Source organism: Coriobacteriia bacterium (assembly GCA_014859305.1).
Taxonomy (GTDB): domain Bacteria; phylum Actinomycetota; class Coriobacteriia; order Anaerosomatales; family Kmv31; genus Kmv31.
Window position 1 is genome coordinate 24,495 of record JACUUM010000018.1, and the last position, 16,064, is coordinate 40,558.

Annotated in this window: 17 protein-coding genes and 1 tRNA gene; 7 read left to right on the forward strand and 11 right to left on the reverse strand. The window is 72.4% G+C overall.

Annotated elements, in window-relative coordinates:
* Window positions 1-82: 82 nt before the first annotated feature.
* From IBX62_04610 to IBX62_04625, 4 genes are read left to right on the forward strand one after another with little or no spacing between them, the layout of a single operon-like run.
* Complete coding sequence (locus IBX62_04610; GenBank protein ID MBE0476365.1) at window positions 83-514, forward strand: transcriptional repressor; 432 nt, start codon at window positions 83-85, stop codon at window positions 512-514.
* Window positions 514-1,308, forward strand: a complete 795-nt coding sequence (locus IBX62_04615) for an energy-coupling factor ABC transporter permease (GenBank protein MBE0476366.1) — start codon at window positions 514-516, stop codon at window positions 1,306-1,308. Before IBX62_04610 ends, IBX62_04615 begins: the two co-directional genes overlap by 1 nt.
* Window positions 1,305-2,108 carry a hypothetical protein gene (locus IBX62_04620; GenBank protein MBE0476367.1) on the forward strand — a complete coding sequence of 268 codons (804 nt, stop codon included), beginning with the start codon at window positions 1,305-1,307 and terminating at the stop codon, window positions 2,106-2,108. Before IBX62_04615 ends, IBX62_04620 begins: the two co-directional genes overlap by 4 nt.
* Entirely contained in the window at window positions 2,105-3,001 is an 897-nt protein-coding gene (locus IBX62_04625; protein ID MBE0476368.1) for an ABC transporter ATP-binding protein, read from the forward strand. Before IBX62_04620 ends, IBX62_04625 begins: the two co-directional genes overlap by 4 nt.
* Before the next feature lie 32 nt (window positions 3,002-3,033).
* On the opposite strand, the gene IBX62_04630 is transcribed toward IBX62_04625, so the two are convergent.
* The 6 genes from IBX62_04630 to IBX62_04655 form a co-directional block, all read right to left on the reverse strand.
* The gene (locus tag IBX62_04630; protein MBE0476369.1) at window positions 3,034-4,233 is read right to left on the reverse strand and encodes an FprA family A-type flavoprotein; all 1,200 of its coding nucleotides are present in this window, start codon (window positions 4,231-4,233) and stop codon (window positions 3,034-3,036) included.
* Window positions 4,234-4,388: 155 nt separating this feature from the next.
* A complete protein-coding gene (locus tag IBX62_04635; protein MBE0476370.1) occupies window positions 4,389-5,432 on the reverse strand; it encodes a polyprenyl synthetase family protein in 1,044 nt (347 codons plus the stop codon).
* A gap of 95 nt (window positions 5,433-5,527) precedes the next feature.
* The gene (locus IBX62_04640; protein MBE0476371.1) at window positions 5,528-5,938 is read right to left on the reverse strand and encodes a hypothetical protein; all 411 of its coding nucleotides are present in this window, start codon (window positions 5,936-5,938) and stop codon (window positions 5,528-5,530) included.
* Window positions 5,928-6,716 (reverse strand): iron export ABC transporter permease subunit FetB, encoded by a 789-nt coding sequence (gene fetB, locus IBX62_04645; protein ID MBE0476372.1) that lies wholly within the window; start codon window positions 6,714-6,716, stop codon window positions 5,928-5,930. Before fetB ends, IBX62_04640 begins: the two co-directional genes overlap by 11 nt.
* A gap of 13 nt (window positions 6,717-6,729) precedes the next feature.
* Window positions 6,730-7,413, reverse strand: coding sequence for an ATP-binding cassette domain-containing protein (locus tag IBX62_04650; protein ID MBE0476373.1), 684 nt, complete (start codon window positions 7,411-7,413; stop codon window positions 6,730-6,732).
* Window positions 7,414-7,418: 5 nt separating this feature from the next.
* Window positions 7,419-7,928 carry a nitroreductase family protein gene (locus tag IBX62_04655; GenBank protein MBE0476374.1) on the reverse strand — a complete coding sequence of 170 codons (510 nt, stop codon included), beginning with the start codon at window positions 7,926-7,928 and terminating at the stop codon, window positions 7,419-7,421.
* Window positions 7,929-8,094: 166 nt separating this feature from the next.
* Here IBX62_04655 and IBX62_04660 point away from each other — a divergent pair, with 166 nt between their 5' ends.
* A complete protein-coding gene (locus IBX62_04660; protein ID MBE0476375.1) occupies window positions 8,095-10,794 on the forward strand; it encodes a SpoIIE family protein phosphatase in 2,700 nt (899 codons plus the stop codon).
* Window positions 10,795-10,935: 141 nt separating this feature from the next.
* Window positions 10,936-11,679 (forward strand): hypothetical protein, encoded by a 744-nt coding sequence (locus IBX62_04665; protein MBE0476376.1) that lies wholly within the window; start codon window positions 10,936-10,938, stop codon window positions 11,677-11,679.
* Window positions 11,680-11,752: 73 nt separating this feature from the next.
* On the opposite strand, the gene IBX62_04670 is transcribed toward IBX62_04665, so the two are convergent.
* The 4 genes from IBX62_04670 to IBX62_04685 all read right to left on the reverse strand — a co-directional run bounded on the left by IBX62_04670 (window position 11,753) and on the right by IBX62_04685 (window position 15,035).
* Window positions 11,753-11,849, reverse strand: a tRNA-Sec gene (locus tag IBX62_04670).
* Between the two features lie 104 nt (window positions 11,850-11,953).
* Window positions 11,954-12,409, reverse strand: coding sequence for a response regulator (locus IBX62_04675; GenBank protein ID MBE0476377.1), 456 nt, complete (start codon window positions 12,407-12,409; stop codon window positions 11,954-11,956).
* Between the two features lie 59 nt (window positions 12,410-12,468).
* Window positions 12,469-12,837 carry a response regulator gene (locus IBX62_04680; GenBank protein ID MBE0476378.1) on the reverse strand — a complete coding sequence of 123 codons (369 nt, stop codon included), beginning with the start codon at window positions 12,835-12,837 and terminating at the stop codon, window positions 12,469-12,471.
* On the reverse strand, window positions 12,834-15,035 hold the full coding sequence (locus IBX62_04685) for a response regulator (protein MBE0476379.1): 2,202 nt from the start codon (window positions 15,033-15,035) through the stop codon (window positions 12,834-12,836). The genes IBX62_04680 and IBX62_04685 overlap by 4 nt, the downstream gene beginning before the upstream one ends.
* 155 nt (window positions 15,036-15,190) lie before the next feature.
* Here IBX62_04685 and IBX62_04690 point away from each other — a divergent pair, with 155 nt between their 5' ends.
* Complete coding sequence (locus tag IBX62_04690) at window positions 15,191-15,568, forward strand: response regulator (GenBank protein MBE0476380.1); 378 nt, start codon at window positions 15,191-15,193, stop codon at window positions 15,566-15,568.
* A 10-nt stretch (window positions 15,569-15,578) separates the two neighbouring features.
* Here the strand turns inward: IBX62_04690 and IBX62_04695 are convergent.
* Window positions 15,579-16,064 (reverse strand): SelB C-terminal domain-containing protein (locus IBX62_04695; GenBank protein ID MBE0476381.1); only part of this gene is annotated, 486 nt, incomplete at its 5' end.

The following is a 16,064-nucleotide window of genomic DNA, read 5'->3' on the forward strand; positions in this document are numbered from 1 at the left end:
TGAGCCTCCCCTCCCGGTGGTATCTTCTTGCGCGGGAATGAGAACGGTTCTCAGGAAGCACCGGCACGCGAGGAGAGGCGAGGTGCGCGAGGAGGAGCTGACCGCGGCGTTCGGGGGCGGGCGCGTGAGCGCGCAGCGCCGCGCGATCGCCGAGTGCGCCTGCGGGATGTCCAGCGCGTTCACGATCGACGAGCTCGCCCGCGCGGCCGCGCGCACGCGCCCGGGGATCGGCGTCGCGACCGTCTACCGCGCGGTCGCCGCGCTCGCCGCCACGGGCTTCCTCGAGGCCGTGGGATCCCGTGCGGGCAGCACGCTCTACATCCGCTGCGCATACGACAGCCACCACCACCACCTCGTGTGCACCTCGTGCGGGGCGGTCGCGGAGGCGGCCTGCCCGCTGGCCGCCGGCGCGCTGGGCGGAGCGGAGCAGGCAGGCTACGTCGTCACGAGCCACGAGGTCACCATCTACGGCCTCTGCCCGGCATGCGCGCCGCGAGGCTCGGAGGTGGCCTAGTGTCCCACATCCACATCCCCGACGGCGTCCTGCCGCCCTGGCTGTGGATCGCCGGCTGGCTGCTCGCGCTGGGCGTCGTGGCGCTCGCGGGTCGCGGGAGAGCGACCGAGGAACAACGCCGCAAGGTCCCGCTCCTCGGCGTGGTCTCCGCGCTGATGCTCGTCTCGATGTCGAGCGAGATAGTGCCGATCGCCTACCACATCAACCTCACCGTCGTGGGCGGAGCGCTGCTGGGGCCTCGGCTGGCCGTCGTCGCGGCGTTCATCATCGAGGTCGTGCTCGCCATGCTCGGGCACGGCGGCGTGACGGTCCTCGGGCTCAACACGCTGATGATCTCCGGGGAGATGGTGCTGGGCTGGGCGCTCTTCACCTCGCTGCGCCGCCTGCTGCGCGGCCGGGTCGCGCCCGCGGCCGGGTCGGCCACCGTGGGGACGCTGGCGGTGACGACCACGCTGCTCGTGGGGCTGGTCGCCCTCGCCGGAGGCGGCGAGGCCACCGCCCGCGAGACCGGCGCGCTGGATCCCCGCTCGCTCACGTTCGAGGCTCCCTTCGCCGAGGGCGTGCTGTCGGTCGGCCTCCTCGCGCCCGAGGAGGAGGATGCCGAGGAGGAGCGAGGAGCGCTGTCGGTGCGGCGCTTCGCCACGGTCGTCTACACGCTCGGCCCCATCGGGTGGGTGATCGAGGCGGCCATCACCGCGGGCGTGCTCGGTTTCGTGGCGCGCGTCAGGCCCGCGCTGCTCGAGGGCGGAGGCGGGCGCCGCGGGCCGCTGGGCGACGAGCAGGTCAAGCGATGATCTCCGTCGCCGTCATCGACGCCTCGGCCACCTCGGGCCGCTCCTTCCTGCACCGCGCCTCGCCGCTGGCCAAGCTCGCCGCGTTCGCGTGCGTGCTCCTCGGCGTGGTGCTCACTTGGAACGCGCTGGTGGTGCTCGGTATGTCGCTGACGCTGCTCGGCGTGGTCGCGGCCGCGCGGCTCCCGGTGCGTCCGGTCCTCGGGCTCGCCGCGTACCCCGCCGTGTTCGCGTTGATCTTCGCCTTCGCCGCGGCACCCGACGCGCTCACCGGCGCGGTCATCGTGCTGAAAGCGGTCACGGCCGCGCTCTCGGCGGTGATCGTGGTCTTCACCACCCCGTACCCGCAGGTCTTCGCACCCATCCAGCGCGTGACGCCGACGCTGGTCGGCGACGCGCTGCTCGTCACGTACCGCTCGCTGTTCCTGCTGATCGACGAGTCCGGCGACCTGCTTCGCGCGGTGCGGCTCCGCGCCGGCCTGTCGCGCGGACAGCCGCTGCGCGCCGTCCGCGCGACGGCCACCGCTCTCAGCGGCCTGCTGCTGTACTCTTTCGACCTCTCCGAGCGCCAATGGGACGTCATGCGTCTGCGCGGCTACGAGGGCCGTCTGCGCGTCACCCTGCCGAGGACCGACTCGCCCGCGCGGGACGCGGCGATGATCGGCGCGGCGACGGCGCTGCTGGCGGCGGGCGTCGCCTGGCGGTTCTGGTTCGCCGAGCTCAACCCGTACAGCTGGATGCCGGCGGCCGCGGGAGCGCTCGCGCTGCTGGCCGGCCTGGTCGCGAGAGGCAGGCGCGCGTGAGCGAGGAGACCCGTCCGTTCGTCGGCTCCGGGCCGACCCCGACCACCGCCGACGACGTGGTGCTGGTCTCGTGCGTGCGCCACACGTACGGCGACGGCGCCACCGTGCACCTGTGCGGCATCGACTTCATCGCCGACCGCGGCAAGCGCGTCGCCGTCCTCGGCCCGAACGGCTCCGGCAAGACGACGCTGCTCTACCACATCCTCGGCCTCCTGAGCGCCACCGAGGGGACGGTGCGCGTGTTCGGCGTGGACCCGTCGCGGGAGTGGCCCTCGATCCGGCGCCGCGTGGGCGTGGTGCTGCAGAACGTCGACGAGCAGCTCCTGGCACCGACGGTCGCCGACGACGTGGCGTTCTCTCCGCGCCAGTACGGGCTGCCCGAGGACGAGGTGCGGTCGCGGGTGGGGGCGGTGCTGGGGCTGCTGGGGATCGAGGATCTCGCGGGCCGCGTGCCGCACAACCTCTCGGGCGGAGAGAAGCGCAAGGTCGCGCTGGCCGGCGCTCTCGTGATGGAGCCCGAGCTGCTCGTGCTGGACGAGCCGCTGGAGGGACTCGACCCGGAGTCGCGCGCGCACCTCGTGCGGCTGCTCACGCGGCTCGCGCGCGAGCGCGCCGTGACGGTGATCATCTCGACGCACGACATCGACACCGTCCCCGAGCTGGCGGACTACGCCTACGTGCTCGCGCCCGGAGGCACGATCGCGATGCGCGGCACGCCGGCGGAGCTCTTCGAGCAGGCGGGGCTCATGCGCCGCTCGAACATCCGCCCACCCGTGCTGGCGGAGCTCTTCGCCGCGCTGCGCGCCGCGGAGGCCGACGCGCCCCCCGCCGCGCTGTCGGTGGACGAGGCCGCGAAGGCGCTGGCGGAGTGGCGCCGCGGGGGGAGCCGGTAGGCCTTCTCCCCGATGGCCTTCGGACCCGCTCCCTACGCCCCCGCCCTTGCCTTCGCCTCCCGGCCCAGCTCCCGCCCCCACTCGCGGCAACGCCGGACGTCCTCGGCGGTGGGGCGGTACTTGAGCGTGAGCGCCTCGAAGGGCATGTCGAAGCCGATCTCCTCCAGCCGCCCCTTCATCTCCTTGCAGGCGCCGCCGCCCCAGCCGTAGGAGCCGAACACGCCTGCGGCGCGGCCGGGCGGCTCGAGGCCGGCGAGGTAGCGGAGGTAGCCCGCCACGCGGTAGAGCATGCCGTGATGCAGCGTGGGACTGCCCAAGGCCAGCACGGGTGCCTCGAGCAGCTCGTAGGTCACGTCGGCGATCCTGCTCGCCGCGAGGTCGTGGAGCGTGACCTCGGCACCGGCCTCGGCTGCGCCGTCGGCGACGGCGCGGGCCATCACGTCCGTGGAGCCCCACATGGTGGAGAACGCGACCACGACCTTGCCTCTCAGCGTGCCGGCCGTCCAGCGCCCGTAGGCCTCGGCTGCGCGCCCGACGGCCTCGCCGCGCCAGATCACGCCGTGCGACGGCGCGACCACGTCGAGCTCCCAGCCGGCCTCCCCCACCTTCTCCACGGCCGAGGCGACCTGCTTGCCCAGCGGCATGAGGATGTTCGCGTAGTAGACGCCGAGCTCGGCCAGCGCGAGGTCGAGCCCCACCTCGTCCGCGAAGCGCTCCGCCGACGCCACGTGCTGCCCGAACGCGTCGTTGGGCATGAGCGTGCGGACCTCGGGGCAGTAGGTGAACATCGAGTCGGGCCAGTGCACCATCGGCACGGGCATGAAGCGCAGCGTCCTGCCGCCGAGGTCGACGACCTCGCCGGGGCCCACAGCCTCGACCCCGAGGCCGTCATGGTGCTCCGCCACGCCTGTGACCCCGGCCCTGCTCGCGACCACCCGGGCGTTCGGACAGGCATCCATGACCTCGCGCAAGCCGGAGTTGTGGTCGGGCTCCACGTGGTTGACCACGATCAGGTCGACCGCCGCCGGCGGCACGACCTCGGCCAGCCGCGAGAGCAGTTCGGGCACGAACGCGAGCTTCACCGTGTCGACGAGAGCGGTCTTGTCCGACCCCCGCACGACGTAGGCGTTGTACGTGGTCCCGCGCGGGGTCTCGTAGCCGTGGAAGTCGCGCAGGCTCCAGTCCACGGCTCCGACCCATGTGATGCCTTCGGACACGGGGACGGCTCTCATCGGGGGGCCTCCGATCGGTGGGGGGCGTGTCGATGGATGGATACCCGAACGCTGCGGCGAGTCCTGCCCGCCTTCATGCCGGCGCCCCTCCCTGCCGATCGTCCGCGGGAAGGAGGGCCGGATTGCTCTTCCTGCCGTTCGGCCAGGCCGGCAGGCTAGGAGCTGCGCTGCACGAAGAAGTCGGCCATCTCCAGGAGCAGGCGCCGCGCACGCGTGGCGGGAAGGGAGGAAGCGAGCCCCTCCTTGGCCTCCAGGATGAGGTCTCGTCCGTACGCCTTCGCGAACTCGATCGAGCCCCCACGCTCCATGATCGACACGGCTTCGGCCAGCAGCGCCGGGTCGTCCGTATGCGCCGCGAGGATCCCGAGCAGGCGCTCGCGCTCGGGAGAGTTCTCCAGCGCGTGGATGGCCACGAGCGTGCGCTTCCCCTCGGTGACGTCGCTGCGGAAGTCCTTCTTGACGGCCTCCTTGCGCCCCACCAGGTTCAGCACGTCGTCCTGCACCTGGAACGCGAGCCCCGCTGCCATCCCGAAGCGGCGCAGCGCCGCGATCTGCTCGTCGGCGCCCCCGCCGATGATGGCTCCGACCGCCAGCGGCACCGCGCCCGAGTAGTACGCCGTCTTGTGGTTGGCCATCACGAGGTAGTCGCCCACCGTGAGGTCGAACCTCTCGTCGCGCGCCCACCCGATGTCCAGCGCCTGGCCCTCGATCGTGCGCGTGGTCATGTCGATGAGCTCGCCGAGCACGCGCAGCTTGGTCGCGTCGTCCAGCCCCTGGTCGCGCACCACGGTCCCGGTCACCAGCGACAGCGCGAGGTCGCCGGCGTTGATCGCCAGCCCGACGCCCTCCACCACGTGAACGCAGGGCTGGTCGCGCCGGGTGAGACTGCAGTCCTCGATGTCGTCGTGGATGAGCGCGGCGGTGTGGAAGTGCTCGATGGCCGCGGCCGCTCCCCGCGCCAGCTCCGGGTCCCCGCCGACGGCCTCGCACGCGAGCAGACAGATCAGCGGCCGGTGGCGTTTGCCCCCGCCGGCGGTGAACTCGCGGATCATGCCGTAGAGGTACCGCTCCATGTCGGGATGGAGGCCGTCCTCGAAGAAGGTGTCGAGGTACCGGCCGAACGCGGCTGAGTTGCGCTTGAGGTATAGCTCGAAGCCGGTCATCCCTCTCCTTCGTCCCTCCGCTCTTTTCGCGCTCATACCCGCCCGGACCTGCCGATGACCGTCGGCCGCGCGGCACTCCCCGCCCGCGGCGGCCCCGGCCGTCATGCCCGCCGTGCGGCTCGCGCGGCCCCTCACGGCAGCAGGCTCCAGCCCCACGCCGTGCCGCCGCCGTAGACCGCCAGGAAGGCGGCGTGCTTGACCGCGAGCGCGCGCCGCTTCGCCGCCACGTCCGCGGCCGGCGTGCGCCGCCGCCAGTACGCCAGCCGCGCGAGGCCCGTGACGCCGAGGACCGCCAGCGCGGCCCACAGCAAGAGCCACACCGCCCTCATCGCGTCCGCGATCGCGACCGCCGCGGATTGGGGCGCCTCCCCGGCCCTGCCCGCCAGCACCCAGAGCACGAGCAGGCAGGCGGCCCAGGTCCCCGTGGCCATGTCGTGCGCGAAGTCGTTGGTGATGCGCGCGTAGCGCGCGGGTCCGCCGCGCTCCCGCGGGGCCGGGGCCCGCTCCTCGGGCAGGCGCCGTGCCGCTCGCTCATCGGGCATCGGACCTCAACCCCCTCTCCAGGTAGACGCCCTCGGCACTGAACCGCCGCCGATACGTCAGCAGCAGCGCCACGACCGAGCCCAGCGCGGTGGCCGCCGCGACCATGAGCATGACGACGATCTGGTAGCCCGTGGCCTGCAGCGGGTCCGCCCCGGCCAGGATCTGCCCGGTCATCATACCTGGGATGAAGACGATCCCGACGGCGGCCATGGAGCTGATCGTCGGGATCAGGCCGGCGCGAAGCGACGAGCGCACCGAAGATGAGGCGGCCTCCCACGGGGTCGCGCCCAGGGCGGTCACGGCCAGCATGTCGGCGGCGCGCGCCTCGAGGTCGGCGAAGAGCCGCTCGAGGGCCAGAGCGATGCCCGTCATCGAGTTGCCGAGCACCATGCCCGCGATGGGGATGACGTAGCGCGGCAGGTACCAGGGCTGGACGCGGACGACGAGCCCCGTGACGGCGAACGTCACCGTGAAGCCCGTGATCGCCATCGCGACCACGGAGCTGCCCAGCACGCCACGCGGGGCGTCCGGCGCCCGCTGCAGCACGGTGAAGGCCGCGGCGAGGACCATCAGCGCCAGGATGCCGAGGACGAGCCACGCGCTGTCGATGCCGAACACCCAGCGCAGCACGAAGCCGAGCGCCGCGAGCTGCAGGTACGTGCGCACCGTGGCGACCGCGAGGTCGCGCACCAGCCCGAGGCCGAGTGCGAGCGAGATCGCGCCGACCACCACGATGAACCCGGTGGCCAGCGCCAGCTCGAAGGTCCCTATCGGGATGACGCCGCCGGTCTCAGGCACCCCGCACCTCCCTCACCTGACCGTCCCGGAGGCGGAGCCGGCGGTGGGGCGGGGCGCCACGCCGCAGGTGGCGGACGCGCAACACGGCGCCCCCGCGCGCGGCGAAACGCGCCACGAAGGCCGCGACGGCGTCGGCGGCGTCGTCGTCCAGGTTGGCGTCGGGCTCGTCGAGCAGCAGCACGCGAGGCGACGTGAGCGCGGCGCGCAGCAGCGTCACGCGGGCCTTCTGCCCCACCGACAGGCGCGCGGCGTCGCGCTCGGGCTCCACGTCGGCGAGCCCGACCTCGGCCAGCGCCCGGCGCAGCGCATCGCGGTCCGGCCGCGGCGAGGCGGCGCGGATCTTCAAGCGCCACGGCATCGTCAGGTTCTCCTCCACGGTCCCCGGCCATACCGCGGGCAGCTGCGGCACGAGGGCCACGCGGGCGCGCCACGCCTCCGGGGGCGTCTCGGCGGCGGGGACCCCGTCGAGCGCGAGCTCTCCGCGCGTGCCGGGCAGCAGCCGCGCGAGTGCGCGCAGCAGCGTGGTCTTGCCCGAGCCCGAAGGCCCGGCCAGGTCGACGACCTCCCCCGCGCGCAGCGCGAGAGAAGCGCCGCGCAGCACCTCGTCGCCACCGGGCGGCAGCGCGACGCGCAGCGCGCCCGCCTCGAGCACGAAGCCGTCCGCGGGCTCCCGCACGGCGGCTACCAGCGCTCCCGATGCACGTAGGCGGGCTCGTAGCGCTCGGCCGGAGGCTTCTCCTCGGCGGGATGACCGACGGCGACCACCGCGAAGGGCACGACCCTCTCCGGCAGCCCCAGCACCTCGGCGATCGCGCGCTCGCGCTCCGGGCGCGGGTGGTAGCCGAGCCACACCGCTCCCAGGCCCAGCGCGTGCGCCGCCAACAGGATGTTCTGCACGGCCGCGGCGCAATCCTGGACCCACATGCCCTCGTGCCTCTCGGCCGCCAGCTCGCCCGCGACGAGGATGCCCAGCCCCGCGTCGGGGAGCATCCGCGCGTAGGGGCTGGTCTCCGCCGCCGCACTCCTGGTGCCGGCATCGAGCATCACGACGAAGCGCCACGGCTGCTGGTCGCCCGCCGAGGGCGCCGCCATCGCCGCGCGCAGCAGCGCCTCGACGTGCTCCTCGGTGACCGGCTCACCCGTGAAGCGGCGGATGCTGCGCCGCGTCGCGATAGCCTCCATCGCGTCCATCTGGCACCTCCCTCGGCGACCTCACATGAGGATACCCGACGCCCCCGCTCGCGGCGCGGCCGTCCACGCCGACGCTGGTGAACGGGTATGAACGGAACAGGTGCGGGAGGACCGGCGCCGCCCGCCCACGGATGCCGCACCCGTCCCCGGACGCGAAGGGCCGGAGATGCCCGAGGGCGACTTGGCAGAGGGTGTCCTGCCGCAGGCCTTGTTGCGCGCCGCACTCGAGACGAGCGGCTCGGGGGTCGCGGTGGTGCGCGCCCCCGACCTCACGTGCGTGTACGCGAACGAGGAGTGCGAACGCCTTGCCCGGACCGAGGGGATGGCCGGGCGCGCTCTCGCCGACTCCTGGCCGGACCTCGCCCGGCGCGGCCTCCTCTCCCGGCTCGTCGAGACACTCCGGCGTGGCGGGACCTTCCGCGCGGAGGAGCAGCCGTTCGTGCTGCCCGGCCCCAACGGCACGCCGACGGAACGGCTCCTCACGTTCGACGGCAGCGGCGTCGAGGTCGAAGGCGTCCCCTACGCCGTCCTGAGCGTCTCGGACGTGACCGGCCGCGCCCGCGCCGAGGACGCGCTGCGGCAGACGGTGCGGCTCCAGGACGCCCTCACCCACATCAACGAGGTCATCCAATCCGAACGGGACATCGAGGAGATCCTCGACCACGTCGTGCGGATGGCGGCCGAGGCGCTCGGCGCCGGCTCGGGCGCGGTCGCGCTACGCGACGAGGAGGGCTGGTTCGTGCGCACCGTCCACGGGTTCCCGCCGGAGGCGCGCGGCAACCGGCTGCCGCAGGAGCGGATGCCGCACGGCGTTCTCGCGGCGGAAGCGGACGAGGTCGTAGCGGTGGAGGACGCGTCGGCGGACCCGCGGACGGAACGAGGTCTCATGGAGGAGCACGGCATCACCTCCGTGATCGTCATACCTCTCAGGATGCGGGGCGAGCCGACAGGGCTCCTCTTCTGCAACTGGCACGGTGACAGGCACCGCTTCACCGACGCGGAGGTCCGGTTCGCGGTCAAGTTCGGCGCCAGCGTGTCGCTCGCCATCGACAACGCCGCTCGGCTGCGCGCCGAGGAGACCGCCCGCGCCGCGGTGGCCGAGGAGCTCAGGACCGTCAACGCGCTGCTGGAGGCCGCCGAGGCCCTCAACGCCTCGTTCGGCCTCGAGCAGGTGCTCGCCACCCTGCTCCGCGTGGTGAGGCGGGTCTGCCGGCAGTGCTGCGTGACGGTGAGCGTCCTGGACGCGCGTACCGGCAGCGTCCGGACCCTCGCCGCCGAGGGCGTCGCCTGCCCGGGCGGCGGCAGGCCGGTCGAGGAGCTCAGTCCGGAGATGCGCAGGGCCATCGAAGAGGGCCGGACGGCGGTGCTCTCCTACGTGGAGCAGGACTCCTCGCCCGAGGCGCGACGGATCGCCGAGGAGCATGGAGTGGTGAACCTGCTCTTCGTCCCCCTGGGCATGGAGGGGGATCGCTTCGGCTACATCAAGGTCTTCGACCCCGGTCACAAGACGCGCTTCACCGAGCGCGAGGCTCGTCTGGCCTCAGCCATCGCATCGGAGGCGGCCGTCGCCGTCCGTCACGCGATGCTGGTGCAGGAGATGCGCGAGACGGCCCGGCTCGGGGAGGCGCTGGACGGCATCAACCAGATCCTGCACGCCACGCTCGACCCCCACGAGCTGCTCGAACACTCCGTCGCGCTCGCCGCCGACGTGCTCCACGCACCTGTCGGCGGCGCCCTGCTGTTCAACGGTGAACGGGCCTCACTCGCCGTCTCCAAGGGAGTGCCGCACGACCAGGCACGGGCGCTCGAGAGCACGCTCTCCGACGCCTCCGCGACCGAGGAGGCGCTGCGGAAGGGTGAGCCGCTGCCCATGGACCGGGTGGACCGCGAGAGCCGGGTCGACGGCGAGCGGCTCGAGCTGCTGGAGCTGCGGTCGCTGATCCTGTTGCCCCTGAAGGCGCGGTCGCGCTCGTTCGGCGTCCAGTTCTTCGGGCATCGGGAGCCGCACACGTTCGGGGACGCGGAGGTCGACTTCGCGCGCAAGCTCGCCGCGTCGCTGTCGCTCGCACTGGAGAGCGCCCGCCTCTACGAGGGCGAACGCTTCATCGCCGAGACCTTGCAGGAGAGCCTGCTCTCCCTGCCCGAGGACGTGGAAGGCGTCGAGCTTGCCCACCTCTACCATTCGGCGACCGAATCCGCCCGCGTGGGCGGCGACTTCTACGACGTCTTCGAGCTCGCGCACGGCCTGGTGGGCGTACTGATCGGAGACGTGTCCGGCAAGGGGGTGGACGCGGCCGTGCTCACCTCGCTCGTGAAGAACACGGTGAGGGCGCACGCGCGCGAGCCGGGGCGCACGCCCGCCGAGGCCGTCCGGCTCACCAACGACGCCGTCTTCCGCGAATCGGCGCCGGAGTCGTTCGTGACTCTGTTCTTCGGGATGCTCGACAGGCGCGACGGCCGCTTCGTCTACTGCAACGCCGCTCACACGACGGCGCTGCTGCGCCGGCGGGAGGGCACGGTGTGCAGTCTCGGCCCCAACTCGCCGATGGTGGGCGCGTTCGACGCCGTGGGCTTCTCGCAGTCGGAGACCTTGCTGGAGACCGGGGACACGCTGTACCTCTACACGGACGGCCTGACCGAGGCGCGCCGCGGGAAGACGCTCTTCGGCGAGGAGCGGCTCGTCGAGGCGGTGGCGCGCATGCCCGAGGCCTACGACATGTGGGCGCGGGCGCGCGGGGTCCTGGAGGAGGTCCTGCGCTTCTCGGACGGGCACCTGGACGACGACCTGGCGCTGCTGGTCGTCAGGAGGACGGGCGCGCCGGTGGCCGCGGCCGCCCAGCAGAAGTTCGTCTTCGACGGCGGCTGAGGCCGCGGGCCGTCTCCGCGGAAGACCTCTCTCGGCAGCGCCCTCTCCGGCGTCGGCCCTACCTGCGCCGGTGCCGGCCTGGCATCCGGCTCGCTCCTGGGAGCCTCCGTACCGTACGTCGGAGGACCAGGAGGAGACGACGTGACGCTGACGTTCACCCAGCATGCGATCCGCCGGGCCTTGGTGACGGCGCTGGCGCTGACGCTGGCCGGAGGCGCGTCCGCCCCCGCGACGGCGGCGGCCTTGCCCGGCCCGACCGACCGCGAGCGCGAGGTCGTGCTCGAGCGCGCGAAGCGCTGGACGAAGCACGGTGTCCCCTACAGCCAGGCGCGGTACCACGAGGGCTACCGCACCGACTGCTCGGGCTTCGTGTCGATGGCGTGGGGACTCGACGAGTCGCTCACCACGCGGAGCCTGCCTGAGGTCTCGCGACGCATCGACAAGGACATGCTCAAGCCGGGCGACATCATGCTCAACGGCTCGGGCGACTCGCTGCGGCACGCCGTGATCTTCGGCGGTTGGGCCGATCAGGACAAGACCACCTACGTCGCGCTGGAGCAGACGGGTCAGAGCGGCGTGGACCGCGCCGTGAAGCGCGTCGTTCCGTACCCCTACCGCTTCCAGGGCGAGAAGTACAAGCCGTACCGACTGGACGGCCCGCTCGGTCCTGAGGCGGCCGTCCAGGCCGAGGCCGCCGAGGAGGCCGCCCGGGCCGCCGCCTCGAAGGCCGCCGCGGAAGCGGCCGAGGAGAAGGCCGCGGCGGACGCCACCCGGGAGGCCGACGCCGGCCTCGCGCGCGAGGCCGCCAAGCTGGCCTCCGGGACCGCGCACGCGGTCGCGCAGACGCCCACGCTGCTGGCGCGCCTCACCGGGATCCTCCCTTAGGCCCCGCCCGGACGAGCCGACGCGACGAGCGGCCCCGCCTCCGTGTCGAGGCGGGGCCGCTTGCGCTTGTGTGTGGCGGAGGCGTGTGCGAATCGAACACACCCGGGACGCTCTTCACGCCCCACAACGGTTTTGAAGACCGCGGGGCCCACCAGGACCCATTCGCCTCCGCCGCGTATTCTACGGGGGCGGTGGGGGCTGTCAAAGGGGGAGCCGCCGGGCGGACACCGCCGGCGCGGGCGAAGTCCGGTGCCGGCCGGGCGGCGCCGGGACCCTAGGCCCCCCTGTCCCGGTGCATGATCTCGACCATCGTGCGCAGCTTCGCCTTGCGCTGACGGCGGTTCTTGCGCAGCTCCTCGCGCTTGGCGGGGTCGAGCGTGTCGGCGACGAGCTCGGCGAGCTCGGAGGGCTTGAACGGCTTGGTGATGTAGTCCTCGTCGCCCTCCTCCATCGTGTCGAGCTGCTGCGAGAGCTCGCCGACGGCGGAGGCGAAGATGATGGGGATGTCCTTGGTCGCGGCATCGGCCTTCAGGCGCTTGCGCGTCTCGTGGCCGTCCAGCAGCGGCATCATGATGTCGAGCACGATGAGGTCCGGCTTCTCCATGCGCGCCTTGAGCAGCGCCTCCTGCCCGTCGCCCGCAGTGACCACCTCGTGTCCGCGGGCCTTCAGGGTGGCCTGCACGAGCCGTACGATGGACGGCTCGTCGTCGACCGCGAGTATCTTCGCCATTACCGACCCCTCCCGTTCCCCGGGCCGTCCCCGGCCCGCTTCTCCCGGCTGCCTCGGCCCTACCCCTGGTCCAGGAGCCGCGCCACCTGCTCGATCAGCTCCTTGGGCGTGAACGGCTTGCAGATGTAGCGCTCCGCCCCGCACTGGATGCCCGCTTCCACCTCGGTCTTCTGGCTCTTGGCCGACAGCATCACCACGGGGATGCCGCGCGTGGCTTCCTGCGCCTTCAGCCGCTCGACCGCCTCGTAGCCGGTCATCACGGGCATCATCACGTCCATCAGTATTAGGTCCGGCTGCTCGGTCGCCGCCGCCTCGATCGCGACGATGCCGTCCGCCGCCTCGAACACCTCGTGGCCGGCCTTCTCGAGCGAGAAGGCCACGAGGCGCCGGATGTGCGGCTCGTCGTCCACCACGAGTATCCTGCTCACGCGGCTCCCTCCGCCCTCTTCGTCAGGACCTCCTCGACCCGCTCGGCGATGGCCGCCGCGTCGAAGGGCTTGTGGATCTGCTCGCTGGCTTGGGCGAGTATGTCGATGCGCTCGCGGTCGATGCGGTGGGCCGTCATGACGACGATCGGGATGCCGCGGGTCTCCTCGGCGGACTTGACCTCCTGGATGACCTGGTAGCCGTCCTTGACGGGCATCTTCAGGTCGAGCAGCATCACGTCGGGCTTCTGGGCCTTGACCGCCTGCATGGCCTCGGCGCCGTCGTAGGCGCACTGCACGGCGAAGCCCTTGCCGCGCAGGGTCTTGGCCAGAACGTCCACGATGGCCCGGTCGTCGTCGACGATCAGCGCGAGCGGCGAGCTCACCTTGCCGACGAGCGAGTTGACGACCTGTACCAGCCGGTCGGACTGGATCGGCTTCTCGAGGTACTCGGCGGCCCCCAGGCGGCAGCTCTTGCCCTCGTCGCAGACGATCGAGAGCACGACCACCGGGATGTCGGCCGTGGACTCGTCGTCCTTCAGCCGCCCCAGCAGGTCGAAGCCGTCTACGTCGTCCAGGATGACGTCGAGCGTGATGACGTCGGGTCTGTGCTCGCGGGCCTGCCTCATCGCCTCCGCGCCGGAATACGCCTTGATCACCTCGTAGCCCCGCTTGCGCAGGTACTTCTCGACCAGGTCGGCGACCTCGGGGCTGCGGTCCACGACGAGCACGGTGCCGCCCCCCTCCAACGGGCCTTGCAGGTACGGCGTCCGGATGAGCTCGGCGGGCGCGATCGGCAGCGCGAAGCTGAACGTGGAGCCCTCCCCCTCCTCGCTGCGCGCCCAGATCCGCCCGCCCTGCAGCTCCACGATGCTCTTGCAGATCGACAGGCCCAGACCGGTACCGCCGATCTCGCGGGTGAGGCTGGAGTCCACCCTGTAGAACTTGGAGAAGAGCTTCTTCTGGTCCTTCTTGGAGATGCCGATGCCGGTGTCCGTGACGCTCGTGATGATGCGGTCGCGGTCCTTGCGCACCCGCACGGTCACCGTTCCTCCGCCCGGCGAGTACTTGATGGCGTTGCTGATGAGGTTCATCATGACCTGCCCGATGCGGTCGCGGTCCCCCGCGGCCTTGGGCAGGTCCTCGGGGAGCTTGACGACCAGCTCGATGCCGGCGCCCTCCGCCAGGGTGCGGAACGTCTCGACGGCGCCGAGCGCGACGTCGACGAGCTGGAGCGGTTCGCGCTTCAGGCGGATTCTGCCGGACTCGATTCGCGAGATGTCCAGCATGTCGTTGATGAGCGCGACGAGGCGGTCGGAGTTCTCCTGCACGATGGACAGGAACTCCTGCTGGATCTCGTTGATCTCGCCCGCCTCGCCGTCCAGGATCAGGTCCACGTAGCCCTTGATCGACGTGAGCGGCGTGCGCAGCTCGTGGCTGACCGTCGAGACGAACTCGTTCTTCATCTGCGCTATCTCGCGCTCGGCGGTCACGTCGTGCAGGCTGATCGCGCAGCCGAGGTACTCGTCGTGCCGCCCCTTGACGGGGTTGGTGCGCACCTCGATGACCCGGTGCTCGGGCTTCTCGACCACGATCTCGCGCACGGTGCGCTCGCCGCACCTCGCCGCCTCCGTGGGGTCCTCGCCCTCCTCGCCGAGGAGCGTCGCGAAGGGGACCTGCCGTCCTACGGCCCGCTTCACCTTCGCGCCCAGCATGCTGACGGCCGCCGGGTTCGCGTAGCCGACCGTGCCGTCGGCATCGAGGACGATCAGGCCGTCCCCGGTGCTCGCCAGGACCGCCTCGGCGCGCTCCCGGCACTCGACGAGCTCCGTGTCGTCGCGGATCGTGATCGCGACCCCGTCCTCGGCCTCGTCGCCCTCGTCGCCCTCCACGGGCACGCCTTCGAACGGCCGGACCATGCAGGTGAGGTGGCGCGAGCCGACCTCCGTGCGCACCGAGCGCGCCCTGCCGCCCTTGCCCGCCTCGAGCCCCTTGCGGACCGATCCGGCGATCTCCCGGCTGCCGAGGACCTCCACCTCAGAGCCGACCGCCTCGGCGCGCTTCACGCCGAACATCTCCTCGGCGGTCTCGTTCATCAGACGAACGACGGCGTCGGCGCCGATGACCAGCAGCCCCTCCCCGGCGCCGGCGAGCAGCATCCGCAGGCCGTGGTTACGCCGCCTGTTCCCTTCGTCAGCCACCGGCTACCCCCATCGACGTGCATGGTCGAACGCGACGCGGCGCGTCCTCGGTTGTCACTTCGACGCACTCCCGGGCTTCACCTTCCATCAGCTACGGAGAACGGGGAAGGTGAACGGGTACCACGCGACGAAAGTAAGCGCATCAGGAGGGGGCTATGACCAAGGTCCTGATCGCCGACGACAACCGCCACATCCGGCTCCTCGTGAGCGCCGCGTTGCGGACCGCGGGCTATGAGCTGATCGAGGCCGCCGACGGCGAGGCGGCGATCGAGGCCGCCGTGCGGGAGCGGCCGGACCTCGTGCTGCTCGACGTGGTCATGCCCAAGCTCGACGGCTTCGAGGTGCTCCGCTTCATCCGCAAGCGTCCCGAGACCGCGGGCTGCCGCGTCATCATGCTCACCGCGGAGGGGACCGAGGCCGACCGCGATCGCGGTCTCGAGAGCGGCGCCGACGGCTACCTCGTCAAGCCGTTCTCCGCCGACCGGCTGCGAAGCGCGCTGGCCGAACTGCTCGGCGGGGCCGAGGCGGGCTGAGCCGGGCGCATCACGCCCGGCGAAGCACCCGCAGGTCGCCCTCGCGGCGGGTCACGCCCTGGGCGTCGAAGTACTCCAGCAGCGGGATCGCGTACTTGCGCGAGACCCGTAGAACGTCGCGGAGCTCGGCGGCCGTGGCTCCGCCCGGCTTGTCGGCGAGGAACGACTCCAGGCGGGCGCGGGCCCCGGCGATCGCCGCCGCGTCGAAGTGCAGCTCCGGGCCCACGCGCACGACCGCGCCGGACGCGGCCAGCCTTGAGAGCACCTTGCGTGCGACGCCGGCGTCGACACCGGCCGAGGCTGCGAGCTCGGCGACGGTCGAGGGCGCCAGCGCCTGCTCGTGCAGCAGCGGCAGGAGGCCGGCGGCCGCCTCCTCCTCGGCGGCCAGGGCGGAGACGGCCGCCGCGGGGTGCCGCGCCTCTCCGCGCTCCACCACCGCCGACCCGCGGGCCGCCGCCTCGGCCAGCACGGCGTCGAAGAGCTTGAGGCCGAGGCA